The organism is Brasilonema sp. UFV-L1, assembly GCF_012912105.1.
Taxonomy (GTDB): domain Bacteria; phylum Cyanobacteriota; class Cyanobacteriia; order Cyanobacteriales; family Nostocaceae; genus Brasilonema.
Genome location: NZ_QMEA01000079.1, coordinates 1 through 25,022 on the forward strand (window position 1 = coordinate 1; position 25,022 = coordinate 25,022).

The window sequence follows — 25,022 nt, forward strand, 5'->3', positions numbered from 1 at the left end:
GTGGGGCTTCTGTCGGTTTAAGCTAAAACAGCTTAACCAAAAGGTTTTTCGCTGCAGGATTTTCATCATGTTGAAATAAGCAACAGCCCAAGTCAAACTCGACATTGGGCTGCTTGCCCTAGTCATCTAAATTCATGCTGACCTTGCGGGAGTGTGGAAACTTTGTGTCTTTAGACCAAAGTGGAATTATGAATTACTTCACAGTTGCCTTACCGCCAGCATCTTCGATCTGCTTCTTGGCTTCTTCAGCAGCTTCCTTGGCAATACCTTCCTTAACTGCTTTGGGCGCAGATTCCACCAAGTCTTTCGCTTCCTTGAGACCCAAACCTGTCAATTCCCGTACAGCTTTGAGTACAGCAATCTTCTTGTCAGCTGGGACAGATTCCAGAATCACGTCAAACTCAGTCTTCTCTTCCACTGGTTCAGCAGCAGCAGGTGCAGCACCGCCAGGAGCTGCCATAAAGCCTCCAACTGGTGCAGCAGCACTTACGCCAAAGGCTTCTTCAATTTGCTTCACCAACTCAGATGCTTCGAGCAAAGTCAAGTTTTTTAGTTTTTCCAAAATTTCATCAGTTGCAGTAGACATTGATATAACTCCTGTAATGTTGATTTAATGATTTGTTAGTTGTTTGACCTAGCAGTACTCCCAACTAGGAAGCACTTTCTGATTCGTCGCCTTTTTCTTGATCCGCAACAGCTTGCAAACCACGAGCCAGTGAACTGGGAACCTCTTTGATACCCACAGCAATCTTGGTTGCCAAGGCGTTGATCGCTCCAGCAATTTGTGCCATGAGTTGTTCTTTGGATGGCAAATCTCCTAAAGCTTTGACATCAGGTTCTTGCAGCAAACGACCTTCCATGACGCCGCCGCGAATTTCTGTTTTCTTGGTGGCTTTCTGGAAATCTTGGTAAGCCTTAATTGCAGCAGAGAAATCCTCTTTAACGAGCAAAAAGGCGGAAGAACCTTTGAGCAATTCTGACAACACTTGCCATTTTTGGTCGTCTTGAATGGCGATGCCCATTAGAGTGTTCTTAGTCACCTTACAAACAGTACCTGAGGGACGCAGGCGTCGCCGCAGGTCCGTAATTTCAGCAACTGTTAGTCCTTGGTAGTCAATGACTAGTGTTAGTTGAGACTGACTCAAAGTTTCTTTAAGGTCAGCAACTATGGCTTTTTTGTCTTCTATCGTTCTAGGCATCTATCTCACCTCCTTAACAAATCAGCTTTCAGCTAGTGGCTATCAGTTTTCAATTTTTGCTGAGTGGCTGATTGCGCACTGCTGAACGCCTTTGGCTGACTGAAATTGAAAACAATAAACCCCAGCTCTCGCAGCCGGGGTTTCGTGATAGAGACGCGTTGTTATAAGGCGTCAATACCTTATCATCCTTACGCCACAGTACTCACACTTTTAACAGTTATCAGTTATCAGTTATCAGTTATCAACTGTTCATTGATGACTCTTTAGTGTTTACTGATTTCGGTTATGCATGGTACTGCTGGCAATTGGGGCGAAAACCTCGGCAGGATATTAAGCTAGTAGCACCTGCTGTCTGCGGCTGTTGCTTATTGAGTTTTTAAGTTTTGAGTACTGAATGTTGAGTTATTAGTCTTGAATAATGAACTCATCACTCATAACTTGGGTTAGGCAGCTTCGGTCAGTTTTAAGTCGCGCAGGGCGTTAATATCTACCCGAATTGATGGTCCCATTGTGGAAGACACATACACTGTGCGCCAGTAACGACCTTTAGCTCCTGAAGGGCGGTTACGGTCAATTGTTTCTTGCAACGCCTTCAAGTTTACTAATAAATCATCCGGTGAAAATGACACTTTCCCAAACATAACATGGACAATGCCAGTCCGATCAGCCCGGAATTCTAATTTACCTGCTTTGAATTCTGCGATCGCACTTCCTATGTCAAATGTCACTGTTCCACCTTTTGGTGATGGCATCAAACCACGAGGACCAAGTAACTTACCAAGCTTTGCTACTTGAGGCATGATATCAGGTGTGGCAATCAGCTTGTCAAAGTCCATTCTGCCTTTTTGAATTTCATCAATCAGCTCTTCTGAACCGACGATATCAGCACCAGCATTGGTTGCTTCTGTTACCTTTTCACCTCTTGCAATCACTGCCACTCGTACTGTTTGTCCTGTTCCTTTGGGTAGTACGACTGTTGTCCGCAGCTGTTGATCAGTATATTTTGGGTCAATACCCAACCGGATATGCGCTTCTGCAGCTTCAGGAAACTTTGCTGTTGCCGTTTCTTTCAAAAGGGATAATGCCTCTATAGGTAAATAATCCCTGTCTTCAACTTTTTCTAGTAGCGCCTGCATTCGGCGCGATAGTTTTTTTGCCATTTTTCTCTCCTGGGGTCAATGACGAGGTTTCACCTCTCCCCCGATACAATTTTGGATTTTGAACCGCACTCTCAACGCGGGTGGAAATGGATAATTGACTAATCTGTCACCGTGACGCCCATGTTTTTTGCGGTTCCTTCGATGATATTCATCGCCGCTTCTACATCATTGGCGTTAAGGTCAGGCATTTTGGTTTGTGCTATTTGCCTCAATTGCTCTCTGGTAATTGAACCAACTTTTCTTTTGTTCGGTTCACTAGAGCCTTTGTCAATTTTAGCTGCCTTGGTAATAAGTACTGATGCAGGTGGAGTCTTAAGAACAAATGTAAAACTCCGGTCTTCATAGACCGAAATTTCTACAGGAATCACCGTTCCAGCTTGGTCTGCTGTCTTGGCGTTGTACTCCTTGCAAAACATCATGATATTCACGCCATGCTGACCCAAAGCGGGACCTACTGGCGGTGCTGGGTTGGCTTTCCCGGCATTCAGGGCCAGTTTAATGACCGCTACGACTTTCTTCGCCATTCTTATTAGCTCTGTTTCTGAACCTGATTAAATTCCAATTCTACTGGTGTATCCCGCCCAAAAATTGAAAGTAATGCTTTGAGCTTACTCCGTTCTGGACTGACTTCAATCACCTCACCTTCAAAATCCTTAAATGGACCTGAAAGCACGACTATCTTATCACCTGTCGCCATATCAATTTTGACGACTGGTTCCTGTTCGCTGGTCTGTTTGAAGATTCTTTCTACTTCTGTATAACTCAGCGGCACAGGTTTTACGTGACCACGACCTTTACCAGTACCACGTTTTTGTTCTGCTCCCACGAAATTAATCACATGGGAAGTATTTCTCACCACCTGCCAGGTATCATCATCCATCATCATCCTCACTAGCACATAGCCGGGGAAGACTTTCTCTTCCGTGTGCTGGCGACTACCATCTTTACGGATTTTTACTGCTGGTGTATGTGGAATCTCCACCTGGAGGATTTTCTCAGCTACATCGAACGTCTGAATGCGCTGCTCTAAGTTTGTCTTGACACGCTTCTCACAGCCAGAGGCTACTTGCACTGCATACCAGCGGGCTTCGTGCGAAGCATCTGACGCTGTTTCTGCGGCATCCTCTGACTGCAGCGTCGCATTGTAATCTCCGTCTGTTGCAAAACTCATCAGAACACCTGTTGTGCTGCCCAAGAAAAGAATTTATCTACCAAAAATATCAGAGATGCGGAGAGAGTCACCATTAACAACACAGCTGCTGATTCACTCAATAGCTGTCTTCGACTAGGCCAAACAACTTTATCAAACTCTTCTTTTAATCCATTGAAGAAGTTCGATATGCCAGAGCCATTACTTGCCTCTGTCATTTCTGCTTCGCTTTTTTTAGACACGTCGTCTCTCTCCCATTCCTGATACAAAAAATTGTTGCCCGTGAATTTCTATCTTTTGTCAGAGCTAGTACTCAAACTCACTTGTCCGAAGCAATTAAGCTGCAAACACAAAAATGAGACCCGAAATCTACAAGCATACTGCTATGTTAGCAGACGTTGCACAATTTTCGGGCTTTATTTTTGCTAACAGCGCGCCCTGGAGGACTTGAACCCCCGACATCAGGTTTTGGAGACCTGCGTTCTACCAACTGAACTAAGAGCGCACAGGCTGGCTTTTATTAAGTTATTACACTTAATTTACTCTAGTTTAACGCAAGTTGGCAAATTTTTCTTTGAGTTTGGTTCAGGGATTGACACTCTCCGCCCGCGCATGGTCGGAGATTCTTAAGACATCGCTGCCTTAATATCCTGTTTGCACAGGTTCCCAGGCTCAATACGTTTGCCCAAAGGGCGTACTGATATCTCCTCTGTGGTTGTTTCGGGCGTAGACTTTCCCCCAGTCCGGGGGTAGGTTTTTAAATCTTGTACTGATATAAATATGTTAGCATATTTGACTCAAGCCTAAAGGCTTTTACGCGGCTTTCATGAGCCACTGCCGTGCGGGGGCTCCCCCCGTTGAGGCATGTGGCGTCCCCTTGCCAGCAAGTACGGAATTCGGCACTACGTGCCTGTTCCTCAAGGGTTTTGGGCCGGTCTTCCTTATAAACGAGTGGCTGCTGCCGCTTTTTGTTTAACCTCTGGTTCCATATTTTGTTCTTCTATCACAAAGCGCGGTCAAAGCGCTGCTTGATTCGGGTTGCTTTACCAACACGATTACGTAGATAGTAAAGCTTAGCACGCCTTACCTTCCCACGACGCAATACCTTGATGTTGTCTATTCGAGGAGAATGTACAAGGAAAACCCGTTCAACTCCCACACCTTGGAAAACGCGACGAACCGTAATAGTTTCATTGATACCACCATTGCGCATAGCAATGACAACTCCTTCATAGGGTTGTATGCGGTATTTGTCACCTTCCTTAATTTTGACTCCAACTCTAACTGTGTCGCCCACAAATATTTCGGGCAAATTAGATTTTAGCTGTTCCGCTTCAATTGAGCGGATGATTTCCTGAGTATTCATAGTCCGCGAAAAAACTCACAATCAATAATCATAAATCGATAACTATCTTACAGTCTAGTTATTTTCAAGAGAAAATTTTTGATTTTCACGAGAAAATTTTTGACGACAACGCCATTAACAACACAACATGAGTATGCTACATCTGCTATGTGCGTTACTACTTAGGTTGATACTAATCGAGTTTAACTGAGGCGTATGCCTGTTGCTGGTCTGTGAACTTACGTAGTATATCCTAAAAGCACAAGACTGATGATAGTTTCTGTTGCTGAAGCTACGGCGTGTCTGCAAAATAAGGCGCTCTGTAAAAAACGACAAAGAATACTTTGACACAACAGAGTCGGAAAAATTGTAGCAGCCTATCCCAAGTTTATGTGTTCGTATTCGACTACGGGGGCGATCGCCTCAAACATCAATCCTAACAAATTAAGGAAAAGGTAGTAGAAAAAAGAGCTTTCTTGTTTTTATATATTAAGTGCATAAGTTAGTATGACTAGCATTTATAAAAAAACAGCTTTGCTTTACGCTTTACAAGCCAGTCAATCACGGGAAAATCCCACGCTCCTTGCCATTAAAAAGTTTTTCTCTTTCATCGTTAATGACTTGGTGAGTTGGTAAGTTCTATTTTCAAGCCAGTATTAAGCTAGCAAATTCTCTAAAATTCCTGATGATAAATTAACACTATAGCAGTCCTAAATCATATGCCCTACGGGCACGCTACGCGCTCCGTGACACTCTCTGTTTTCCTCCTCTGCACCCTCTGCGTCTGGAGCGGTTAATTCAATCAAAACCTTTTTCACAAATCATCTAGGATTGCTAGATTAGCTCAAATTTAACTCTATTTTCGTGCTCAAAATTTTCGGAATTTTCTACAGAGCTTTTCTGTCAATCAATCAAATTTTATCTATATTATTAATGACTATAAGAATGAGCGGGGAAAGTTTGCTGAATGAGTCATGCATTTGTGCGGTTAGTCTCCGGGAGTGGAGAAACTTCTTATTCACTGCTTACGACCAGTGAATTCGTTTTTGGACGCGATCCTAGTTGCCAAGTTGTTTTGAAGTCAAATGAATATGGAATGGTTTCACGGCATCATGCTACTATTCGCCCATCCACAACGCTAGAAGGCAGTACGAACTATGTGCTGTGTGATTTGAATAGTGCCAATGGGACGTATTTAAATGGACATATTTTGCAGGAATGTCAGGAATTGCACGCAGGCGATCGCATTATACTTGGCACTCATGGTCCAGAGTTTGTCTTCGAGTACCAAGACAATCATCAATCATTGAGTAAACCACAGACAACAATAACACCATCGCAGATGGCAATGAGTCTCAACCCAACAAAGTTCACGAATACAGATAGTGAAGCAAGTTGGTCGCAAATTCTTCCCATTTTTTCTAAACCAAAAGATTTCACTCGCAAGGCTTATTTAGTACCAGGAATCATCACAGTTATACTCGTGGTATTGCTGTTTTTTGCACAAGGTTTTTTATACCAAGTATTGTTAGGTGTCTATCTAACTGCTGCTGCTTTATATTTTGTTTACCAGTTATGTGGTAAAGCTAAACCTTGGTGGGTACTTGTTGCGTCTACCGTTTTGACTATAGCGATTTTGAGTAGTCCTATACTGAATCTATTTTTTCTGGTCTTTCGTAACATTCTTCCAGGAGAAGTACCATTAAATACCAGTGACATAGCTTTTCCTGAGTTGTTTATCCGGTACTTTTTTGGTTCTGGATTATTGGAAGAATTGCTCAAAGTTTTGCCAGTAATAGGATTTTATCTTTTAGGAAAAGCATTTGCATCTCCGGTGCGAGAACGCATTGGCGTTAGGGAACCCCTAGATGGAATTTTGATCGGAAGCGCTTCTGCGGCTGGCTTCACTCTGTTTGAAACTTTGGGTCAGTATGTACCTGGTATTATTGCACAAGTAGCACAACGAATGGGTTCAGATGCTGGTTGGCGAGCAGGATTGGAACTTCTCATTCCGCGCATTTTAGGTGACTTAGCAGGTCACATGGCTTGGAGTGGATGGTTTGGATATTGTATTGGCTTAAGTGTGTTAAAACCGCGTCAAGCTTGGCGAATTCTGGCTTTGGGATATTTGAGTGCGGCTGGACTCCACGGCTTGTGGAACAGCATTACAGGATTATCAAAGACTATTGGAATTTTTGTTGTATTGTTATTAATGGTGGTTGGAGGCATATCTTACGCTTTGCTTGGAGCAGCAATTGTCAAAGCGCGTGCTTTGTCACCGACGCGATCGCAAAATTTTGCCACCCGCTTTACGCGAATAAAAAACTGACTACACTTCACTATGAGTCTGTTTAAAACGAGAAACTCATTCCTTGTTGTTTTCATCTTCCTGATAATTTGATTCTTAATAATTTTTATTTATCTTTCTTCTTTTAACCTTCCTGACAATTTGATTCTTAATAATTTTTATTTATCGTTTTGAAAAAAAAGAAGATTTGCTCTTACCTAGTTGCTAGTCGTATATTAAGGGTCATGCACTCTCAAGGTGCCTTGCGGAAAACAAAAATCACCAATTTAATTGATGATTAAGCAATTTCCTAAACTGCCCTGACTTCAAGAAGCAGAGAAGGACAAAGAACAACTGTATTGAATCATAGTGAATAACGATCATGAATTGGCTAATTAGTACATTAGTTATTGGAATCTCTGCGGCTTTTGCAACCACTTTTGATGACAATTTATACCTGACAGCCTTTTTCGGAAAAGTCAATCGTACCTTTAGTCCCAAACATATTATTCTCGGTGAATTTGTTGGATTCACTGTATTAGTGTTTGCGAGTCTCCCTGGTTTCTTTGGTGGTTTAGTCATTCCAGAGGCTTGGATAGGATTGCTAGGCTTGCTTCCGATTGCTATTGGTATCAACAACCTCATGAATCGAGAAGACCAAGAAGAGGTCGTACTGCAGACAGTATCAGTTGACTTAGCCTCTCCTGCCAAATCCAAACGGCATAGGAAATCACTATTGGAAATTTTACGCGACCCCCAAACCTACCGCGTTTCTTCAGTGACAATTGCCAATGGCGGAAACAACATTGGAATCTACGTACCGTTGTTTGCTAGTAGCAATCTCCCAAGTTTAGGGGTGATATTGTGCGTTTGTTATTTTACTGTTGGGCTGTGGTGCTTTCTCTCTTACCACATGACTCGTAATCCTCTCATGGCTCCTCTTTTAGCTCGCTATGGTCAGAAAATTTTCCCATTTGTGTTAATATGGTTGGGATTTTCCATCTTGATGAAAAGTCAAAGCTATCGACTTTTTCTCCCGTCTTGAACCGTTTTCCAGTTGGGCAATTGCCCAGAGTACACTGCTCAAATGGTAATTGCGCCTTAGTTGAAAACTTGCTACGTTTGTCAAAACGAGAGAAATTAAATTCAGTACACAGTACACAGTTATCAAGGTTATGAATAACAAGTACTGATAACTGATAACTGTTGAAAGCTTGAGGTATTCTATGTCAAGTTTTTGTGTTGAAATTGAAACTATTGATTCTGACGATGCGCTATATTTAATTGAGCAACTCTCCACTGAATTGGCAAAGCGTTACGAAGAAGATATAGATAAGGGAAAAGCAGCATTTGAGCTATCTGAGATGGATATGCCTGGTGCTGCTTTTGTCATTGCCCGGTTAGATAGACAGCCAATTGGCTGTGGGGCAATTCGTGCATTTGATGAAGAGGGCGTGGCTGAAGTCAAGCGCATGTTTGTGATTCCAACTATGCGTGGACGTGGTATTTCAAAGCAAATTTTGGCAAAGTTAGAAGATACTGCACGCAGCTTTGGTTACACTGCGACGATTTTAGAAACAGGTACACGTCAGCCAGAGGCAATGGCGCTTTATGAGAAGGCTGGCTACAAGCGTTGTCATTGTTGGGGCAAATATATCAACTCTTCATGGAGTATTTGCGATCGCAAGCAGCTTGTATAGTCGATGAAAAAGTAAAAAGTAAAAGAAGATAGGGTGATTAACATTTGATATTTGAGTCAGCTAATTGTTTGAGTTTGTCTGGATTGACAACAATGAAAACAGATTGAATCCGGTCATCCTTAAAATCAAATGTCATAACACTGTGGAGGCGATCGCCTATATAATTAAGAATACCTGGTTGCTCGTTAACCTTAGCAATTCGAGACACATAATTTGCAAGTTTCTTGCTCCGAATTGCCAGCAAGAATTTAGCAACCTTAACAGTTCCATGTAGAGGTTTTAACGCAGCTGTTACCTGACCACCTCCATCTGACCAAAGAGTTATGTCTTCTGCTAGCAAAGCAATTAATCCTTGCAAGTCTCCCAGATTGCAAGCTTGTAAGAATTGCTCGGTAATTTGTTCTTGGGAGTGTGGTGAAACTTCAAAACGAGGTCGCCTAGATGCTAAATGCTGCTTTGCTCGTCGCACAATTTGCCGACAGTTGGTTGGACTTTTATCTACGATTTGTCCAATTTCGTCATAGTCATAATCAAATACTTCCCGCAACAAAAAAACTGCCCGTTCCAAGGGTGAGAGAGTTTCTAGTAATACGAGAAAAGCGGTTGAGAGAGTGTCTGCCAATTCGACTGTGTTTGCTGGATCTGGCATTTGTTGAGTCAGAATCGGTTCTGGAAGCCAAGGTCCTACATATTGCTCTCGCTGAACACGGGCAGAACGCAGGTGGTCGATGCAGAGTCGTGTGATCATGCTGGAAAGATAAGCTTTGGCAGATTGTACGGTGTCTTCTGCCACTTGCTGCCATCGCAAAAAGGTCTCCTGTACCATATCTTCTGCATCAACCACACTGCCCAACATTCGGTAGGCGGTTGAGAACAACAGAGGACGATGTTGATTGAACTGCTCTAGCCGAGTCATGCTATTCTTTCTTCATCTCGTAGCTTTTGTACTGCCCAGACTCCTACTCCACAGCCTAACAGTTCAGTGAAGAAAAGCAGGACAGCCGTGACTTGGAATAGGAGTTGCCAATCGCCAGGTGGGATTTGAGAGATGTGATCTGGGCTAATTGCAATGAAATGATTGTATACCCCGAAAATTAGCGATCCCAACATGGAAACCAGCAATAGAACAGCACCCACGCGACTCAATGGTGTCCACAGCAGTACCATTGCCACAAGTGGAACAGTCACGCTCACTGTAACAATAAACACTACCTGACTATGAGTGACAGGAACCGGAATCAATACGTGTGCTAACGTGTGTAGAAGATTAACGATGGTATGAACAATGACTGCTGCTGTTCCATACCATGCAATTCGACGGGTCATAATGCACCTCTCCTACGTTGATTTCTGTACTTGATAGGTACCTGGGATCATTTGTGTGGCGATCGCAATTCGATTCCATCCATTGATTGCAACAATTGCCATGAGGATTTGTGCAATTTGGTTGGCATCAAAATAACGGCTAACTTCCTCATACACGTCATCGGGAACGTGGTTTTTTGTAATCAGGGTTACAGCCTCAGTGAATGCCAACACGGCTCGTTCTTCAGGCGTGAAAAATGGAGTTTCGCGCCAAGCATTCAACGCATAAATACGTTGCTCAGTTTCTCCGTAATGTCTGGCGTCTTTAGTGTGCATATCAATGCAAAAAGCACAACTATTGATTTGAGACGCCCGGATTTTGATCAACTCCAGCAAGGTTTTACTCAGTCTGCTTGTAGCAAGATACTTTTCTAGCTCAAACATTGCTTTATAGGCAGCAGGCTCAACGGTTTTGAGTTCAATTCTTTGTACTGTCATGGTTTTTCCTCATCTACTTGCATAAAGGATTCATTAAACAAGACGAGGAAGAGCATAGAGTTGTGACAAGGATAGAATAACAAAGTTTTTGCCGAGAAGGCAATATCGCTTTCCAGCCTTAATTTCCGAATACGCTGGAATCTCGGCTTAAGGTGTTGATCGCTAGTCTGGAGTAGATCTAAGATATATAGGATTCCTATTTGATTTTTGTTCAGCTAGGTACAGTTCCCTGTTAAGAGTTCCCTACCTGAACTAGTAAGTTCATAAACCAAACCGGATTCCTATAGATACTTATTCTTCATTAAAACTTCATAAAAAAAGTGAGAGATTTTTCGTATAGTTTTTCACAAAGCAAGTTTGAAATTTCCACTTCCTAGGAAAACTTTTTTCTGAGTGGGCATAACTGCAAATATGAGTTTGCAGGATGCCATAGCCATATTTTCAGATAACCTTATCAGCCGAGAAGGAACAATTTTGTCATGAAAATGTTTAAGACTTTCACCATCTTAACACTTGGAATCTTCTCAGTACTGAGCATTTCGACTGTTATGAATTTACACAAGGCAAACGCCCAACCTGTAGAAGATAATGATAATGAGCAAAAAGTTTGCCGCAAATCAGTCACAGGTACATACCTGATCACACTGAAAAATGCAAATGGAGACTTTGCCTCCCGTTCGCTGATCACTTTAACGGCAGACGGTAACTTTGTCTTCAGTGATTCAAACCAAGGTGGTATTTCAGGGCGATTCAATCCTTTTACTACTGGTCAAGGAACTTGGAAGTGTACTGGAAAGAAAGAAGTCTCTGCTAGAGCACTTGACTTTTCTTTATCAGACCAAGGAGGCACAGGCATTGCTCGCAATGATTATCTTGCAACATTCGATCCACAGACAAACACAGTAACAGGGACAATCAATCTTCAGTTCTTCGATCTACAGGGAAATCCTTTAGAAGGTGATGTTCAGAGTGGAAGTACATCCTTCACAGGACAGCGTGTAACTCCCAACTAAGGTGCAACACTTCGTGATCTTTGCAATTTGAATTTTAGGCGTTGCTGGTTTAAAGTATCCAGCAACGCCTACCTTGATTGCAGGTTACAGTTTCTATCCCCCAATGGCTGCAAAAACTCTGAACCTTCGCCAATACCTAAAGCCAAACCAAAACGATACTGACGTGCTCGTTTTGGATATGGAAACCACAGCCTCGGCAATGGTGGCTTACTCAAATGGCGTACCCTTTATTGCAGTACGCAGTGTCTCGGATCTTGCAGGCGGTGGTGAGCAGTCAGCAGCCGCACAACAGCAGACTTTCTTTGCAGTAGCAGCTGAAAACCAAGCACGTGTCGTATTGAAGCTGGTAGAGTTGCTGTAGCAGGAATAGTAACTGTAAGTAGGTCAACATAAAAAAACGTAAAATCTAGAAACCCGGTTTCTTTAAGAAACCGGGTTTCTGACACACATTTTATGTTTAATTTGGTGGTTCTACTTAACAAAGGCTGGTTACTGCAACGAAGTGACTCACCATTTTCTCAACTTATCCAGCCTACCGAACACAGGCTTTGCCCATTTTCCACCCAGCACATCGTGCAGCAGAATGTAAAAACAGGGGATGAGAAACAGCGTTAGCAGTGTGGCGATCGCCATCCCAAAGAACACGACAATCCCCAATGGCTGCAAAAACTCCGAACCTTCGCCAATACCTAAAGCCAAGGGGAACAACCCCAAGATAGTCGTGACTGTAGTCATCATAATCGGACGCAAACGTTGAGGAGCAGCTTTGAGAATGGCAGTGCGGCGATCGCAACCTTCCTCCTCTCGAATTTGGTTTGCCAGTTCTACCATGAGAATTCCCGCGTTCACCACGATACCCACCAACAGCACTGCACCGACTATCACCGTTGCGCCAATAGCTGTTTTAGTGATGTAAAGTCCAAAAATCCCCCCAGCTAAAGCTAGTGGTACAGTAAACATAATGATTAAAGGGTCAATCAGCGAGTTGTATTGCACAGCCATGACGACAAAAATTAAGAACGTCGCTAGCGCACCCATAGTTTTCAAAGAGTTTTGCAACTGCTGATTCGTTTCCTGTGCGGAACTTGGTATAATTGTAACGCCATCAGGTAACTTAATACTCTTGACTATTTCATTCACTTGTGATATGGCGTCACCCAGACTAGCTCCCTCGCTAAGGTTACCTGCAATCACAAAAACTTGACGCTGGTTAATTCGCTGAACCTCTCCTGGTGCTTGACCTTCTTCAATACGCGCAACGTCCGAAAGGCGGACTTGTTGGTTATTTTGTGTAAATAGCGGTAATCCTTCTAACTGAGAAGGACGCTCAATTGCTTCTTGATTTAACTCTACGCGCACATCAACTAGGCGGTTACCGCGTTGAATTTGCGTGGGAACAGAACCTTCAATCGCAGTTTGAATTGTTTCACCAATTTGTTGCGCTGTCAGTCCCAAAGTTGCAACTCTTTCCCAGTCAGGACGAATTTGTACTTCTGGTTGACGGGGGTCAGCATCTGGTCGGAATCTAGCGAGTGTAGCTTTTTCCTCTAAAGCTTGCAGGAGTTGTCTACCTGCTTGCTGTAAGTTTTGTTCATCGTTACCTTGCAGAATAACATCAACTTCTGAACCTTGAGCTGGGGTATTACTCAAGATTAAACCGCGTACCTGACCCGGACTCAAGCGCAGCAAAATTCCTGCTAAATTGAGTTTGTTAAATTCCCGATTCACCTTTTGGACGAATTCTTCAACATCCTTACCTGGTTTGAGATTGATAGTACTGCTGGCGCGTAGAGGATTTTCTGTTGTGTTGCTACCAAAGAGAAAACCACCTACGGTTGAGAAAACATAGTCAGTTTCTGGTTGCTTCATCAAGATATCATCTACAACCTGCATCACTTTCTGAGAAGTTGCCAAAGGTGTACCTGGAGGAAACTGCACTCTTAAATTGGCTTGTCCAGTATTGATGCGCGGTAAGATTTCTTGGGAAATTTGACCTGCCATGAACAAGCTGCCACCGCCTAAAATCAGAAAAACGACAGTGATGATTATTATCCGGTAACGTATAACATTCTTTAACAACTTAGCGTATAAAATTGTTGCATCTTCAAAGCGGTGATTAAACTGGCGCAGTAGCCAGAACTCTCTGATACGACTAGACCAAGGTATTGCCAGAAGTCGAGAACACAGCATCGGTACCACTGTGACAGCGACAACCAAAGAAGCGGCGACTGCAAAGGCAATCGTCAGAATCATCTCATTAAATAGCAGTGAGATAAAGCCACCAATGAGCAAGAATGGCACTACAGAAACCAAGTTGGCAGCAGTCGCAGCAATTAATGCAGATTCTACTTCTTGAGAAGATGCAATTGTAGTCTCGATAAAGAATTTTGAATTGGGTTTTTTCCCCATTTCCTTATCTGCCAATTTCTCCATCTCCTTCTGATTGGGAGTCATGCCTGTTTTTTCGGCAACGTTCTCCAGAATGACGACTGATGTATCAATTGCTTGACCGATTCCTAAAGTTAGACCTGCTAAACTGAACACATTTAAAGTCAAGCCGAATAGTTTCATTAAGGCGATCGCCGCCAAAGTACACAGCGGAATTGCCAAACTAATAATAAATGTTTGCCGTATTGATCCCAAAAATAACAGCACTGCTGCTGCTGCTAACAACGCCCCAGAGACTGCTGATGTAATCACATCATTTAACGAATTACGAATGAAGCGAGATTCATCTGTCGTAGGAGTTAAAATCATGTCAGATCGAATCAAGCCAGAACGTCGTAATTCCTCGATCCGTTTCTTAACACCATCTACAACATTGATTGTATTGGCATCAGGCTGCTTTTGAATTGAAACTTTCACCGCTGGCTGACGGTTTAAATAAACGAAGATTCGCTGTTCTTCTGTACCATCACTGACTTCAGCAAAGTCTCGTAGATAAACGCGGCGAGGAGGGGAAGAGGAGGAGGAAGTGGAGGAAGTGGAGGAAGTGGAGGAAGTGGAGGAAGTGGAGGAAGTGGAGGAAGTGGAGGAAGTGGGGGAAGTGGGGGAAGAGGAGGAGACTTGAAAAGAGAGGTTGCGGATTTCATCTGCGTTTTGGAAGCGTCCAAAAGTGCGGGTTAATGGTTCAGAATTTTTCCCTAAAATTCGACCACCAGATATATCTTGGTTCCGGGCTGTGAGTTGATTGAGGACATCGGTTAACCCAACACCCAACGCCTGCAAGCGCCTTAAGTCAACAAGCACCCGTACTTCTTCTTCAGCAGCACCAGAGATATCAACAGAAGCAACTCCCTGTACAACACTGAGTTCGCGAGACAGTTCCTCATCTGCAAATACCCGTAAGTCTTTACCTTGTAGAGAAGAAGATGTCAGCGCCAATTCATAAATTGGTTGTTGGGAAGGGTCAAATTTAAATATACGCGGTTCTTCAATAGTATCTGGCAGTTGTCCTCTGCCTCGGTTAAAAGCAGCAGTAGCATCATTTAGGGCTTGTTCGATATCGCCTCCTGGTTGGAAAAATAAATCGAGGCTAACCTGTCCCTCACGAGTGCGGGAAAAAACTTGTACTACATTCTCTGTAGCTGATAAAGTTTCTTCCAAAGGTCTAGTGATTTCATCTACCGCCACTTCAGGTGATATACCAGGTGCTTCTAGGCGCACACCAATTCGCGGATAAGTAATTGAGGGTAGTAAATCTACTTGGATTGTTGTCATAAAAAATATTCCGACAACAATGACCGCCACGGTGAGCATAAGTGTACCGATGTGCTGGCGAATTGAAACCGCGCTAATACTAAATCCGCTACTCTGGTTTACCTGCTGCATGATACTGAGTGCTGAGTATTATTGTTTTTGTTTAATGAGCAATGCCCTACGATTCTTTTTCTGAAAGAATTGAAAGCCCCACAGTGTCACCATTTTTCAATGGTTTGCCACTACGAGTCACAAATCTTTCTCCTGCTCGCAAGCCAGATAAAACTTCTACATTGCCATCAGCCCTTTCTCCAAGCGTTACGGCTCTCGCTGTCACTGTTACTTTATCACCTGCTTGTGTCACAACAAATACTGTCCCTTGACGCTTGGAGGGTTGAGAAGATGAGCCAGATGAGGAAGCAGATTTCTCCTTGTCCCCTTGTCCCCCTTGTCTTTTTGTTCCTTCCTCCTGAAGCGCTGTCTCAGGTATGACGATTTGCGCTTGTGTCTGAGTCTGAAAATTGACTCTTGCCAACAAACCACTGCCAATCTTTCCGTCATTGTTGGGAATGACGACTTCAACTGGTATCAAACGAGCGGTTGTGTCAGCAGCTGGGGAAATACGCGTCACTTGCCCTGAGTATGTTTGATTAGGGAAGGCATCTAACTGCACTTTGACAGGTTGCCCCACGCGAACTTTCCCCAGTTCTAACTCTGAAACTTGAACCACAACTTTGACACGGCTGAAGTCACCAATTCTCAAAACTTCATTTCCTGCTTGTAGGAAATTTCCTGGTTCTGTCACTTTTTCTAAAACTGCTCCAGTCACTGGAGATGTTAACCTTGTATAGGAGCGACGTTCTTTAGCTTCCGCAACTACGGCTTGTTGAGCAACAACTCGACCTTGTGCAGCTGCAAGAGCCTGCTGTTCTGTGCGGACTCGTTCCTGGTTAGCGCGAAGGACTTGGGCTGCTGTTTGGGCCTCTGTTCGTGCTTGTTGGGCTGTTTGTTGTGCGATCGCTCCCTCTTTCAAGAGTTGCTGCTGTCTTTGAGAGTCCGCTTGCGCTTGCACAAGTTCTGCTCTTGCTTTTTCTACCTCAGCACGAACATTACTGATTTGAGCTTGTGCCCTTGCGACTTCTGATTTGAGGGCTGCTAGTTCTGCTTCTGCTTGATTTTGAGCTGTTCTTAACAAATTATCATCTACCTGTGCAAGAATTTGCCCTTGTTTGAGAGCATCACCCACATCCACATTCAACGTCAAAAGCTGTCCTTCTACGCGCGATCGCAGTGACACTGTACGGAATGGATTAGTAGTCCCTGTATATTCTGGCTCTTCTCGCAACACACCCGTACGAGCAATCGATGCATCGACAGGAATCGCACCACCTCCCTGTTGCTTACCCTCACGACGCTGTGATTGAGCTTCAGCAGATTCCTTTGGAAGTGAACCGCAACCTGCTGTCAATAGTCCTACGCCCAGTACAGAAGCAATGAAAATCTTCCTTGTGTTAACTTGCATTTTTTTAGATATTGGCTGTCTCCAAAAACAGTTTCTGTTTTTCTGCCTTTTGTTGTGTGTTAATTTATGTGCTACTTTAAGCTGCTGATTTCCTTCCAAAATCATCTACGCACTCCTATCAGGCAGTTGTAGGTTAGCCTAGTCATTTGATTTTCTAAAATTTAATACCCTAAGTAAAATTTATCACTTTAGAAACGACAAATACCTCTTGTACCTCCTACAGTTTTGCCGGACATAGTGCTCTTTATGTGACTAACGCAAATTTTCTTTAAGTTATTATAACTATTTATAATTTTCCTTGACTCTGCCTAAGGTTAGCTATCTCGTCTGCTCTTTCTGAAAGATTTTATAGATTTAAACAGCCAAAAAGTAACTATCTCAAAGACAGCAGTAAGCAGGATAAGGACCCAAATTTGCCAAAGCAAATCTTGTCTACATAGACCAGACTTTCTATCTATATGTTCCAACAACAAGATGTTGTTTTGACAAACCAAATTTCTTATTCTTTGTTTCTTACTTAAGATAGTTGTCAAAAAAATAAAAATGTTTATTTCTTGTGGCGTAGCAAAACTAACAGCAATTCGCGTAAAATTAAGATATTTTTAAGAAAAGTAAATAAATCTGGTATTTGGGACACAGATAATGTATTTAGTCTCAAACCCAATTGTAAATTCATATTACGCGAGGAACGATATCAGTGACATCACACAGTAAACTGACACAAACTGCTGACGAATCTCTACTGGCAGAGTTTTTTCAAGAATCAGTCGGTCAGTGGCGTTCAGAACGGCGCTACTACACACTGCCAGATGGAGAAACCAAGGAAATGGTGAGTCTGATCACCATTCGGTTTTTGACACAGGGATGCGATGAATTGCAAAAGCTAGCTCAGATGCACGGTTTACCTGATACAGTCAGTTTGAACTGTGGCACTGAAGTGACTTGGAATAGTGAGAATTCTGTGACAGGAAGGAAGGAGTCTCAGGGTTCAACAATATTTGGTGCATGGGGACATACGTTGTATCGCGATCGCGGTTTTGCGACAACCAAACCCGTCACCGCCCAATATTATTTTCCCAACTCCAAAACATTGTGTTTGCGAACAGAATATAACAACTCAGTGTTTGAGGAAGAGGTCAAGCTGATTGGCAGCAAATATCGTACGCGTCAGTCTATCATCTCTCGTGCTGGGGAACAGTTAATGATTGGTCAATATTTGGAGAAGAGAGTGGAACCTTAGAAAGAATTTTTCATGTCATTTGCAACTCAAACCCCAGCGCTTCTTCCCAAGATTTGGAGTGCTGGGTTTGAACTATCTCCACAGGAAACCTTAGATGAGGCTAATGTTTAGATAATAGTGCCATAAAATTCTTGCAGCAATCGCACGCCAAGGACGCCAATTCTCTGCAATGGCTTGTAGTTCTTGAGGTGTTGGACGTAGTGCTAATTTTTTGAGTTTTTGTAAGGCTTTGGTTTTCCAAGACTCCCAGCAACTCAATGAATTTTTGTAACGAAATAACTACAAATTGGCAAATATTTCTGTCCTTGACTTTAGAGGTTCAAGGCTAACCACCCGTGGATAGTCGCGCCAAAAAAAGTTAAGATAAGAAAAATATGGCTCGAAGAATAATTCAGTTCAATATTTTAGCTATCACTGCACTAATTGCTACGTTCTTTCTAGGAGAGAGAGTTGTCGCAGTAGAAACCTACTCCACAAAACATAACATATTGGCTAATATTGCATTTCAATACGCGGCGTTAGGAAAAACTGAGCCTGCTGTCAAGATTTTAAACCAAGTCCTGCCTTTGGCACAAGCAAACCCCAATGAGTGCTTCAAAGCTAACCCTTTAGTAAAAGTGGCTGTTGGCTATATCTTAGTTGGACAGGAAGCTAAGGGCAAGCAACTTCTGGCACAAGCCATCCAGATTGCCGACACCCAAACGGCAAAGCGCTGTAGCGGTAGCGCAACTTCTCCTGATGAGTCTGTGCTAAACCGAGCCAAGGAATACGCAAAGGCTGGGTACTACGACTTTGCTCACCAGATCATTACAGGGGTAAACAATCCTGTGTTCACTCCTATAGCGCTGGCAGAGCTTGCGGGTTATTATGCAAAAGCAGGAGAGACTGAGGAGGCAACGAAAGTACTAAAGGGAGCGATTACGATTGCCCAACGTAATGACAATGCCCTTTATAGAACCATGACCCTGATTGCAATTGCTGAACATCTAACTCAAGCTGGACAAAAGGAACAAGTGCCTCAAGTGCTAGAACATGCACTTGAGAGTGCATCTGCTATCGATGAGGCACAATCGGACAAAAATGCCTCAATGAAAGTCTATCAGATGCTAAGGATTGCTAAACAATTTGCACAAGTTGGACAAGTTAGTCGAGCGCTCAAGCTTCTAGATCAATCCTTGCCCTTGATACGGACGCTTCCAGACAAGCCCTTTCCTATTGAGAAAGCCAGCCAACTGGTTGAAACAGCAATCCAGTATGCAGCATTAGAGCAGAAAAATAAGGCTCTTGAGACGCTAGCCGAAGCTCGAACAACAGCGCAGGCAATTGCAATTGACGAAGCCTGGAGCAAATATAATGCATTAGCTAGGGTAGCTGGAGGTTACGCACAAATAGGAAACTTTGACCAGGCACAGCAGATAGCCCAATTAATCAAGAATGTCAATGAGAGGGAGCAGGCGTTCCGTGGAATTGCGATCGCTTATGCCAAAGCTGGATACGTTGACCAAGCGGTTCAACTAGCAAAATCAATTAAAAACCAAAACGGCACGTTTATGGAGATTGCTCGGCACTACCTAAAGATTAAACAGTATGACCAAGCGCTTCAGCTCGTCCAAAAGTGGAGTGTTAAAGGCATCATGCCGGAGATCGCCCTCGGTTATCTTGAGGCAGGGCAGCCTGAGCGTGCGCTGCAAATTGTTGAGTCCATCCCACCCCCTCCGGATGCTAAGCACCATATGGAATGGATACTTCCTGCGATCACCCGTGGGTTTGCCAAACAGGGGCAATTTGACCAAGCATTTCAAGTTACTCAAACCATGACAGACAAAAATTACAAAGCTCAAGCCCTGATAGTAATCGCAGAAGAATATGTGGCAAGAGAACGAGAGAACAAAGGATTTATCGGAAACATCTTTTGCGAGCTTACCAATCGCTGCAATTCTCTATTCGGCTCCTCAAATAAAGACAAAGCCGTTGAAATTTTAGATCAAGCGCTTCAAATTGCTCAGTCAATGGCACCAGTTCGTTGCAATGAATGACTTCCTATTTGAACGCAACTTGGTATGAAAACTGTATATTAGCCTCTATTGCTCTTTCACCAATAAACGTTATTGGTGACAGCTTTTTCGATAGATTTTGTATGATTATTCCGGATAAATCCGCTTGCTCGAATCCGTTCCAGGCAAGCCTCGCTCTGCAATACTTAAAACTCCTTCCTTTCTTTCTTCCTTCCCTTCTGCCTCCAGCTCCTGCTGCCTTTTTCCTCTCATTCTATTTTCATCAAAGCTTCCAACTGAGCTAGCAACTTTTCCACCTTAGCTTTCTTGAATCGTTTGAAAGTCTTATCAACACGCTCTTTCAGAGACGGCGTTTCTGATGCACTTGATAACTCAAAATCAGACTGAAATTCCTTAATCTTCTGCTTAATCTCACTGAGTGATAAATTATTGGCAATTGCTATAGCAAGCAATTGTAGGGTGTGTTAGACGAAACGTCTAACGCACCAAGTTCTTGGGATGGTGCGCGATTCCTACGGCATAACACAACGTGCTTGTAGCACCCTCGGAGGGCTTAGGGGTTCCCTCTGGGGTTGGGGTATGTCCTCTACAGAGCGCTGCGCGCTGCACCAGTCGCCTAAGCGCACCGAAACCCGACAGTCCTCTATATTACATAAGTATCGCCTCAGGCACACAGCGATCGCTATAGGTATTAAACTTGAAAAAAGAAACTTCAGATCATCACTGAAGCATTTTGTCATAAGATAAACCAAAAAAATTTGAAAAATTGCTCCTGAAAAGTAAGCTATGCAAAACCTCAGCACATCACAAACAACAGGGCTAAGTTTAGAACTGTTGCATGTTCAAACTAACACCTCGTTTGACTTACCACCAAATCTCCCAGTCATTCGGATTGGTAAGCCAAATGACCAAATTGAACCGGACATCAATGTTTTAGCTTTGCCAAATACCGATATTGTTTCTCGGCTTCATGCAGAGATTCAGGTAGAAGGAAACACTTACTATATTATTGATGTGGGAAGCTCTAACGGAACATTTGTTAATGGTATAAAGCTAGAGTCAAAAAAGCGCTATCCCCTTAACTTAGGAGATAAAATTAACCTAGGTCAGCAAGAAAACGTAACTTTTATTTTTCAATATAAACAAAATTTTGTTTCTACCTCTGGTTCCAGACTCACTCATCCAGCGACAGTCTTTCAGACTAAGACTATACAGCCTCAGATTGTTGAGAACAAAAAACAACCCCAAGTAGATCGTCCTAGTAAACTAGTTGGCTTAGCGCTGATGGTTTTAGGGATTTTGATAATATCTCTAAACACTCGAATAGGTTTTTTCATACATATTCCTGGTGTATTGTTATGTGTTGCGGGGGTTATTGTCTTAAGTCAACGGCAATTCAATCGTAATATTGGGTGGGTTTTGATTGGGCTAGGAGCAGCAATTATACTTTTTACTGGCAATCTCTTTGCATCAGTGAATATTTTCGCTATTTTGGCATCATCTGCTTTATTATATGCTGGATATCAACTTTTTAATACAGGTAAAGTTTTGAATTATGGTTTGCACTCTGTTAGGAGATTGTTGAAGAGATAGTTATAAAATGGCTCAATGATTGTTCAATATCACCTTGACGGCAAGAAAATAGAATTAAGTATTCATGATTTAGATAATTGGAGTTTGATGGTAGCGATCGCTCGTACCCATAACCAATTTTTCAGAAACATTCACACTGTTTTTCAAGCTTGCGGTAACTGTTCACGAAACCGTACTGAAATAGGTAAAACCTAAAATTATGCTAAATTTAAAGCATTCAGAGTTACGGGCTTGGTTATGGTTTCTCAACCCCTAGCAACAACCCCATCAGAAATTATTTACCCTGAAAGCGACGGTAAGCCAATGGCAGATCATACCAAGCAGTTTCGCTGGATTGTGGTGATTCAGCAAAATCTCGATTGGCTGTACGCTAATGATTCAAATGTATTTGTCGCTGGGGACTTGTTATGGTATTCAGTAAAAGGTCGTAATACTATTGTCACAGCACCAGACGTAATGGTGGCATTTGGTAGACCAAAAGGAGATCGTGGTTCGTATAAACAATGGGAGGAAGACAACATTCCACCCCAAGTTGTCTTTGAAATCCTCTCGCCCAGTAATACTTCTACAGAGATGGACAAAAAGCTGCTATTTTATGATCGCTACGGAGTTCAAGAATATTACATATACGATCCAGACAAGAATAGTTTGAGAGGTTGGTTGAGAACAGATGATGGACTAGACGTGATTGGAGAAATAGCCAATTGGGTAAGTCCTTGGCTGGGTATCCGCTTTGACTCATCCAGTGAGGAGTTGCAGATTTTTCGTCCCGACGGTAGCAAGTTTTTCTCTTACGCTGAGGTTAACGCACAGCTGGAACAGGAAAAGCAACGTGCTGAACGGGAAAAGCAACGTGCTGAACAAGCACAACAAGAATTAGAGACAGAACGTCAGCGATCGCAAAATCTAGAGGATCTGTTGAAAAAGTATCGCGAGCGCTTTGGCGATGTGCTTGAGTGATATAACTGACTGATTTAACAGTTTTGTAGTTGAGTCAATAATACCACAATTTCATCCATAGCTTGCCGCACAACTTTTGCAGGCTGTTCGCTTTGATTTACCATAATACTGAAAACAACAGGACCGTATCTAGGCGCATTGACATATCCTGCCAAGGAAACAACACCGGTCATCGTACCAGTTTTTGCTTGTACAATGCCTTCAGCAGGTGTATTTTGAAAGCGATTTTTTAGAGTACCACTTCTGCCTGCTACAGGTAAAGATGCTCGATAAATTAATGCTGCTGGTGATTTTGCCATCGCCTGCAAAGTTTGTACTAAAGCCTCTGGACTTATTAAGTTTTTACGAGATAACCCCGAACCATCTACTAAAGAGTAACTTGCTGGATCGACTCCCATTTGGGTTAGTGTTGTCTTCAGAACTTCCAAGCCAGCGTCAGCAGAATTTTGATTTTGTACAGGTGTTTTTTTAATAGCTAATGCTCTTAACAATGACTCAGCAAAGAGATTATTACTGTCGATATTTGTTTGTGCAATAAGTTCTGAAACGGGAGGAGATTCCACATGAGCTAACTCCTGTTCATTTTTTGTCTGAATTGATGATAAAAACATCCGTACAACAGGAATTTTGTCTGCTATCAAAGTACTACGAAAACGACGCAAGAAATATTCAGCAGGAGAAACAACAGGTAAACTAACTAACGCAGGCTTAGAATTGAGCGCTAATTGTCCTTGAATACGCAAGATTTGTCCTTTCAAATCGCGAGTTATATTAATAGATGTTGGTTGATTTTCTGCTGTTGTTACCGATTGATTAATAACTTGCCATTGTTTATCCTCATGAATATCAGTCCAGATAACTTTGAGAGGTTGACCTACACTTTGCGGTAGAAGTCTTATATTAGAAACATTTTGATTTAAAATTAGACTATTGATAGGTGCGCCATAATCTGACTGTATATCCTCCCATTGCCAAGAGGGATGAACGATATCTCCTCGAATGTAAGTATCATCAGCAATTAACTGATTGACTGTCCCAATACCCTTCTGTTTTAACTGATGAGCCAAAACTGTCAATTGTTCATTAGTTAAACTAGGATCTCCTCTACCCACAACATATAAAACACCATTACCACCGCCATACACAGAGGTGCGAATACGAAAATTTGCCCCTAGTTGCTGTAGTGCAGCGGCTGTTGTCAGGAGTTTAGTCGTAGAAGCTGGGGTAAAATATTTTTGGGCATCTCGACTATAAAGAGTCTGAGTAGAAGATAGAGGTTGTACTAAAAGACCCCAACGGACTCGACTGAATAAAGGACGATTGATGATAGCATCTACAGATGTTTCCAGTTGAGCTGGGCAAATTGGTTTTGTAGTCGTTGTTGGTACAACTTGTGTTTGTGCGTGAACTGGTTTTAGAGTGATACCTACTTGGGTACCGAAAAATAGCAGCAAGAATCCAAGAGTGATTTTTTTCGGCATTGGGTGAACTCAAGTCATGATTTTCGCTTTATGAATGTTTTATCATTTCAGGAGGTTATATTCTGATCTGGCAACAGATGCAGCGATATCTCCTCTCGTACCCGACTGCTTTTCCCCTGAAAGAGGTGAGTTCAGTCGCGGCTTCAATTCAAGAAATATCAAAAAAGCACTGGATCTATCAAAGGTTTGGTGTTATAATAGGCAATACAATGGCGAGCGTAGCCAAGCGGTTAAGGCAGAGGATTGTGGTTCCTCCACTGGTGGGTTCGACTCCCATCGTTCGCCCTGAAGTCACAAAAGCCATAATACAGAATGTTAAGTTGCCGAAAAGGCACTTAAACATTCACGTACATTCATGCAGAAATAACTTACCGAAGACGGTGAGAAAGCCTCATCTCATAAGGATGTAGGCATTGGAAGCAATCTTGTTTTTGATCAGGCAAATGCTCAAGTCAACCTGCATTCTTCTTAAACAAAGAGATTTCATGTGCTTGGTCTAACCGGAGTGTCTTGTGAAGGTTGACTACTAGTTGGTGGCGTCGAAGTACTAGTTGATGTTGGTGGTGATGAGGGACTAGCAGGATTGGGCGTCTCTGTTGATGTTGGTGGTGATGATGTTGGTTGTAATGAAGAGCTTGTAGGATTAGATGTCCCTGTTGATGTTGGTTGGGTTGATGTTGGGGGTGATGACGAGCTTCCAGGATTGGATGTCCCTGTTGATGTTGGTTGGGTTGATGTTGGGGGTGATGAGGGACTTCCAGGATTAGATGTCTCTGATGATGTTGGTTGTGATGACGAGCTTCCAGGATTAGATGTTGGTGTTGATGTTGGTTGTGATGACGAGCTTCCAGGATT

General features: G+C 42.8%; 26 protein-coding genes, 2 tRNA genes, 1 pseudogene and 1 other annotated feature. Of the genes and pseudogenes, 13 read left to right on the forward strand and 16 right to left on the reverse strand.

Features of this window, described 5'->3' with window-relative positions; all coding sequences use genetic code 11:
- Positions 1-193 precede the first annotated feature (193 nt).
- The 8 genes from rplL to rplS form a co-directional block, all read right to left on the reverse strand.
- Positions 194-586 (reverse strand): 50S ribosomal protein L7/L12, encoded by a 393-nt coding sequence (rplL, locus tag DP117_RS21415; RefSeq protein ID WP_169220267.1) that lies wholly within the window; start codon positions 584-586, stop codon positions 194-196.
- 64 nt (positions 587-650) lie between these two features.
- Positions 651-1,199, reverse strand: a complete 549-nt coding sequence (gene rplJ, locus DP117_RS21420; RefSeq protein ID WP_169220268.1) for a 50S ribosomal protein L10 — start codon at positions 1,197-1,199, stop codon at positions 651-653.
- Positions 1,200-1,303: 104 nt separating this feature from the next.
- Positions 1,304-1,575, reverse strand: a sequence feature (ribosomal protein L10 leader region).
- A gap of 67 nt (positions 1,576-1,642) precedes the next feature.
- The gene (gene rplA, locus DP117_RS21425) at positions 1,643-2,359 is read right to left on the reverse strand and encodes a 50S ribosomal protein L1 (RefSeq protein ID WP_169220269.1); all 717 of its coding nucleotides are present in this window, start codon (positions 2,357-2,359) and stop codon (positions 1,643-1,645) included.
- 98 nt (positions 2,360-2,457) lie between these two features.
- Positions 2,458-2,883: a 50S ribosomal protein L11 gene (gene rplK, locus DP117_RS21430; RefSeq protein WP_169220270.1), complete on the reverse strand. Its 426-nt coding sequence runs from the start codon at positions 2,881-2,883 to the stop codon at positions 2,458-2,460.
- Positions 2,884-2,888: 5 nt separating this feature from the next.
- On the reverse strand, positions 2,889-3,530 hold the full coding sequence (gene nusG / locus DP117_RS21435; RefSeq protein ID WP_169220271.1) for a transcription termination/antitermination protein NusG: 642 nt from the start codon (positions 3,528-3,530) through the stop codon (positions 2,889-2,891).
- Complete coding sequence (gene secE / locus DP117_RS21440; RefSeq protein WP_169220272.1) at positions 3,530-3,751, reverse strand: preprotein translocase subunit SecE; 222 nt, start codon at positions 3,749-3,751, stop codon at positions 3,530-3,532. Before secE ends, nusG begins: the two co-directional genes overlap by 1 nt.
- 190 nt (positions 3,752-3,941) lie before the next feature.
- Positions 3,942-4,014 (reverse strand) — tRNA-Trp (locus tag DP117_RS21445).
- A gap of 498 nt (positions 4,015-4,512) precedes the next feature.
- Positions 4,513-4,875 carry a 50S ribosomal protein L19 gene (gene rplS / locus DP117_RS21450; protein ID WP_169220273.1) on the reverse strand — a complete coding sequence of 121 codons (363 nt, stop codon included), beginning with the start codon at positions 4,873-4,875 and terminating at the stop codon, positions 4,513-4,515.
- A 486-nt stretch (positions 4,876-5,361) separates the two neighbouring features.
- Between rplS and DP117_RS37030 the strand changes: the two genes are divergently transcribed.
- The 4 genes from DP117_RS37030 (at position 5,362) to DP117_RS21465 (ending at position 8,841) form a co-directional block, all read left to right on the forward strand.
- A complete protein-coding gene (locus DP117_RS37030) occupies positions 5,362-5,490 on the forward strand; it encodes a hypothetical protein (RefSeq protein ID WP_282440312.1) in 129 nt (42 codons plus the stop codon).
- 331 nt (positions 5,491-5,821) lie between these two features.
- The gene (locus tag DP117_RS21455) at positions 5,822-7,183 is read left to right on the forward strand and encodes a PrsW family glutamic-type intramembrane protease (RefSeq protein WP_169220274.1); all 1,362 of its coding nucleotides are present in this window, start codon (positions 5,822-5,824) and stop codon (positions 7,181-7,183) included.
- Between the two features lie 340 nt (positions 7,184-7,523).
- Entirely contained in the window at positions 7,524-8,186 is a 663-nt protein-coding gene (locus DP117_RS21460) for a cadmium resistance transporter (RefSeq protein WP_169220275.1), read from the forward strand.
- A gap of 181 nt (positions 8,187-8,367) precedes the next feature.
- Positions 8,368-8,841 (forward strand): GNAT family N-acetyltransferase, encoded by a 474-nt coding sequence (locus DP117_RS21465; RefSeq protein WP_169220276.1) that lies wholly within the window; start codon positions 8,368-8,370, stop codon positions 8,839-8,841.
- Positions 8,842-8,878: 37 nt separating this feature from the next.
- Here DP117_RS21465 and DP117_RS21470 read toward each other — a convergent pair whose 3' ends face one another.
- The 3 genes from DP117_RS21470 to DP117_RS21480 are packed head-to-tail and all read right to left on the reverse strand — an operon-like array spanning position 8,879 to position 10,644.
- Complete coding sequence (locus DP117_RS21470; protein WP_169220277.1) at positions 8,879-9,757, reverse strand: RNA polymerase sigma-70 factor; 879 nt, start codon at positions 9,755-9,757, stop codon at positions 8,879-8,881.
- Entirely contained in the window at positions 9,754-10,167 is a 414-nt protein-coding gene (locus DP117_RS21475; RefSeq protein ID WP_169220278.1) for a hypothetical protein, read from the reverse strand. Before DP117_RS21475 ends, DP117_RS21470 begins: the two co-directional genes overlap by 4 nt.
- A gap of 12 nt (positions 10,168-10,179) precedes the next feature.
- The gene (locus DP117_RS21480; protein ID WP_169220279.1) at positions 10,180-10,644 is read right to left on the reverse strand and encodes a carboxymuconolactone decarboxylase family protein; all 465 of its coding nucleotides are present in this window, start codon (positions 10,642-10,644) and stop codon (positions 10,180-10,182) included.
- Positions 10,645-11,123: 479 nt separating this feature from the next.
- Here DP117_RS21480 and DP117_RS21485 point away from each other — a divergent pair, with 479 nt between their 5' ends.
- Entirely contained in the window at positions 11,124-11,657 is a 534-nt protein-coding gene (locus DP117_RS21485) for a hypothetical protein (protein ID WP_169220280.1), read from the forward strand.
- A gap of 73 nt (positions 11,658-11,730) precedes the next feature.
- Positions 11,731-12,018: a hypothetical protein gene (locus DP117_RS21490; RefSeq protein WP_282440313.1), complete on the forward strand. Its 288-nt coding sequence runs from the start codon at positions 11,731-11,733 to the stop codon at positions 12,016-12,018.
- Positions 12,019-12,164: 146 nt separating this feature from the next.
- On the opposite strand, the gene DP117_RS21495 is transcribed toward DP117_RS21490, so the two are convergent.
- Together DP117_RS21495 and DP117_RS21500 are read right to left on the reverse strand one after the other, a co-directional pair.
- The gene (locus tag DP117_RS21495) at positions 12,165-15,488 is read right to left on the reverse strand and encodes an efflux RND transporter permease subunit (RefSeq protein WP_169220281.1); all 3,324 of its coding nucleotides are present in this window, start codon (positions 15,486-15,488) and stop codon (positions 12,165-12,167) included.
- Positions 15,489-15,534: 46 nt separating this feature from the next.
- On the reverse strand, positions 15,535-16,878 hold the full coding sequence (locus tag DP117_RS21500; protein ID WP_248277761.1) for an efflux RND transporter periplasmic adaptor subunit: 1,344 nt from the start codon (positions 16,876-16,878) through the stop codon (positions 15,535-15,537).
- Between the two features lie 697 nt (positions 16,879-17,575).
- Here DP117_RS21500 and DP117_RS21505 point away from each other — a divergent pair.
- Entirely contained in the window at positions 17,576-18,118 is a 543-nt protein-coding gene (locus DP117_RS21505) for a phycobiliprotein lyase (protein ID WP_169220283.1), read from the forward strand.
- Between the two features lie 90 nt (positions 18,119-18,208).
- Here the strand turns inward: DP117_RS21505 and DP117_RS21510 are convergent.
- A pseudogene (locus DP117_RS21510) lies at positions 18,209-18,346 on the reverse strand (DNA-3-methyladenine glycosylase 2 family protein); the annotation flags it as partial.
- Positions 18,347-18,492: 146 nt separating this feature from the next.
- On the opposite strand from DP117_RS21510, the gene DP117_RS21515 reads away from it, so the two are divergent.
- Positions 18,493-20,154 (forward strand): hypothetical protein, encoded by a 1,662-nt coding sequence (locus DP117_RS21515; RefSeq protein ID WP_169220284.1) that lies wholly within the window; start codon positions 18,493-18,495, stop codon positions 20,152-20,154.
- Positions 20,155-20,381: 227 nt separating this feature from the next.
- On the opposite strand, the gene DP117_RS21520 is transcribed toward DP117_RS21515, so the two are convergent.
- Entirely contained in the window at positions 20,382-20,585 is a 204-nt protein-coding gene (locus tag DP117_RS21520; RefSeq protein ID WP_339381355.1) for a hypothetical protein, read from the reverse strand.
- A gap of 334 nt (positions 20,586-20,919) precedes the next feature.
- On the opposite strand from DP117_RS21520, the gene DP117_RS21525 reads away from it, so the two are divergent.
- Genes DP117_RS21525 through DP117_RS21535 form a run of 3 tightly spaced genes read left to right on the forward strand, consistent with a single transcriptional unit; the run spans position 20,920 to position 22,686 of the window.
- Positions 20,920-21,726, forward strand: coding sequence for an FHA domain-containing protein (locus DP117_RS21525; protein WP_169220285.1), 807 nt, complete (start codon positions 20,920-20,922; stop codon positions 21,724-21,726).
- 15 nt (positions 21,727-21,741) lie between these two features.
- Positions 21,742-21,921 carry a hypothetical protein gene (locus DP117_RS21530; RefSeq protein WP_169220286.1) on the forward strand — a complete coding sequence of 60 codons (180 nt, stop codon included), beginning with the start codon at positions 21,742-21,744 and terminating at the stop codon, positions 21,919-21,921.
- A 42-nt stretch (positions 21,922-21,963) separates the two neighbouring features.
- A complete protein-coding gene (locus tag DP117_RS21535) occupies positions 21,964-22,686 on the forward strand; it encodes a Uma2 family endonuclease (RefSeq protein WP_169220287.1) in 723 nt (240 codons plus the stop codon).
- A 14-nt stretch (positions 22,687-22,700) separates the two neighbouring features.
- Here the strand turns inward: DP117_RS21535 and dacB are convergent, their stop codons facing one another.
- Entirely contained in the window at positions 22,701-24,167 is a 1,467-nt protein-coding gene (gene dacB, locus DP117_RS21540) for a D-alanyl-D-alanine carboxypeptidase/D-alanyl-D-alanine-endopeptidase (protein ID WP_169220288.1), read from the reverse strand.
- Positions 24,168-24,379: 212 nt separating this feature from the next.
- Between dacB and DP117_RS21545 the strand changes: the two genes are divergently transcribed.
- A tRNA-His gene (locus DP117_RS21545) sits at positions 24,380-24,452 on the forward strand.
- Between the two features lie 298 nt (positions 24,453-24,750).
- Positions 24,751-25,022: hypothetical protein (locus tag DP117_RS21550; RefSeq protein ID WP_211176261.1), on the forward strand; the 272-nt coding region annotated here is incomplete at its 3' end.

Bases quoted from the DNA above. Each gene is read 5' to 3' on its own strand.
- DP117_RS21465 (WP_169220276.1), top strand. From the start codon at position 8,368: ATGTCAAGTTTTTGTGTTGAAATTGAAACTATTGATTCTGACGATGCG.
- nusG (WP_169220271.1), bottom strand. From the start codon at position 3,530: ATGAGTTTTGCAACAGACGGAGATTACAATGCGACGCTGCAGTCAGAG.
- rplJ (WP_169220268.1), bottom strand. From the start codon at position 1,199: ATGCCTAGAACGATAGAAGACAAAAAAGCCATAGTTGCTGACCTTAAA.
- DP117_RS21485 (WP_169220280.1), top strand. From the start codon at position 11,124: ATGAAAATGTTTAAGACTTTCACCATCTTAACACTTGGAATCTTCTCA.
- rplS (WP_169220273.1), bottom strand. From the start codon at position 4,875: ATGAATACTCAGGAAATCATCCGCTCAATTGAAGCGGAACAGCTAAAA.
- DP117_RS21535 (WP_169220287.1), top strand. From the start codon at position 21,964: ATGGTTTCTCAACCCCTAGCAACAACCCCATCAGAAATTATTTACCCT.
- DP117_RS21525 (WP_169220285.1), top strand. From the start codon at position 20,920: ATGCAAAACCTCAGCACATCACAAACAACAGGGCTAAGTTTAGAACTG.
- DP117_RS21500 (WP_248277761.1), bottom strand. From the start codon at position 16,878: ATGCAAGTTAACACAAGGAAGATTTTCATTGCTTCTGTACTGGGCGTA.
- DP117_RS21480 (WP_169220279.1), bottom strand. From the start codon at position 10,644: ATGACAGTACAAAGAATTGAACTCAAAACCGTTGAGCCTGCTGCCTAT.
- rplK (WP_169220270.1), bottom strand. From the start codon at position 2,883: ATGGCGAAGAAAGTCGTAGCGGTCATTAAACTGGCCCTGAATGCCGGG.
- DP117_RS21460 (WP_169220275.1), top strand. From the start codon at position 7,524: ATGAATTGGCTAATTAGTACATTAGTTATTGGAATCTCTGCGGCTTTT.
- DP117_RS21515 (WP_169220284.1), top strand. From the start codon at position 18,493: ATGGCTCGAAGAATAATTCAGTTCAATATTTTAGCTATCACTGCACTA.
- DP117_RS21470 (WP_169220277.1), bottom strand. From the start codon at position 9,757: ATGACTCGGCTAGAGCAGTTCAATCAACATCGTCCTCTGTTGTTCTCA.
- DP117_RS21475 (WP_169220278.1), bottom strand. From the start codon at position 10,167: ATGACCCGTCGAATTGCATGGTATGGAACAGCAGCAGTCATTGTTCAT.
- DP117_RS21530 (WP_169220286.1), top strand. From the start codon at position 21,742: ATGATTGTTCAATATCACCTTGACGGCAAGAAAATAGAATTAAGTATT.
- dacB (WP_169220288.1), bottom strand. From the start codon at position 24,167: ATGCCGAAAAAAATCACTCTTGGATTCTTGCTGCTATTTTTCGGTACC.
- DP117_RS37030 (WP_282440312.1), top strand. From the start codon at position 5,362: ATGACTAGCATTTATAAAAAAACAGCTTTGCTTTACGCTTTACAAGCC.
- rplA (WP_169220269.1), bottom strand. From the start codon at position 2,359: ATGGCAAAAAAACTATCGCGCCGAATGCAGGCGCTACTAGAAAAAGTT.
- DP117_RS21495 (WP_169220281.1), bottom strand. From the start codon at position 15,488: ATGCAGCAGGTAAACCAGAGTAGCGGATTTAGTATTAGCGCGGTTTCA.
- rplL (WP_169220267.1), bottom strand. From the start codon at position 586: ATGTCTACTGCAACTGATGAAATTTTGGAAAAACTAAAAAACTTGACT.
- DP117_RS21455 (WP_169220274.1), top strand. From the start codon at position 5,822: ATGAGTCATGCATTTGTGCGGTTAGTCTCCGGGAGTGGAGAAACTTCT.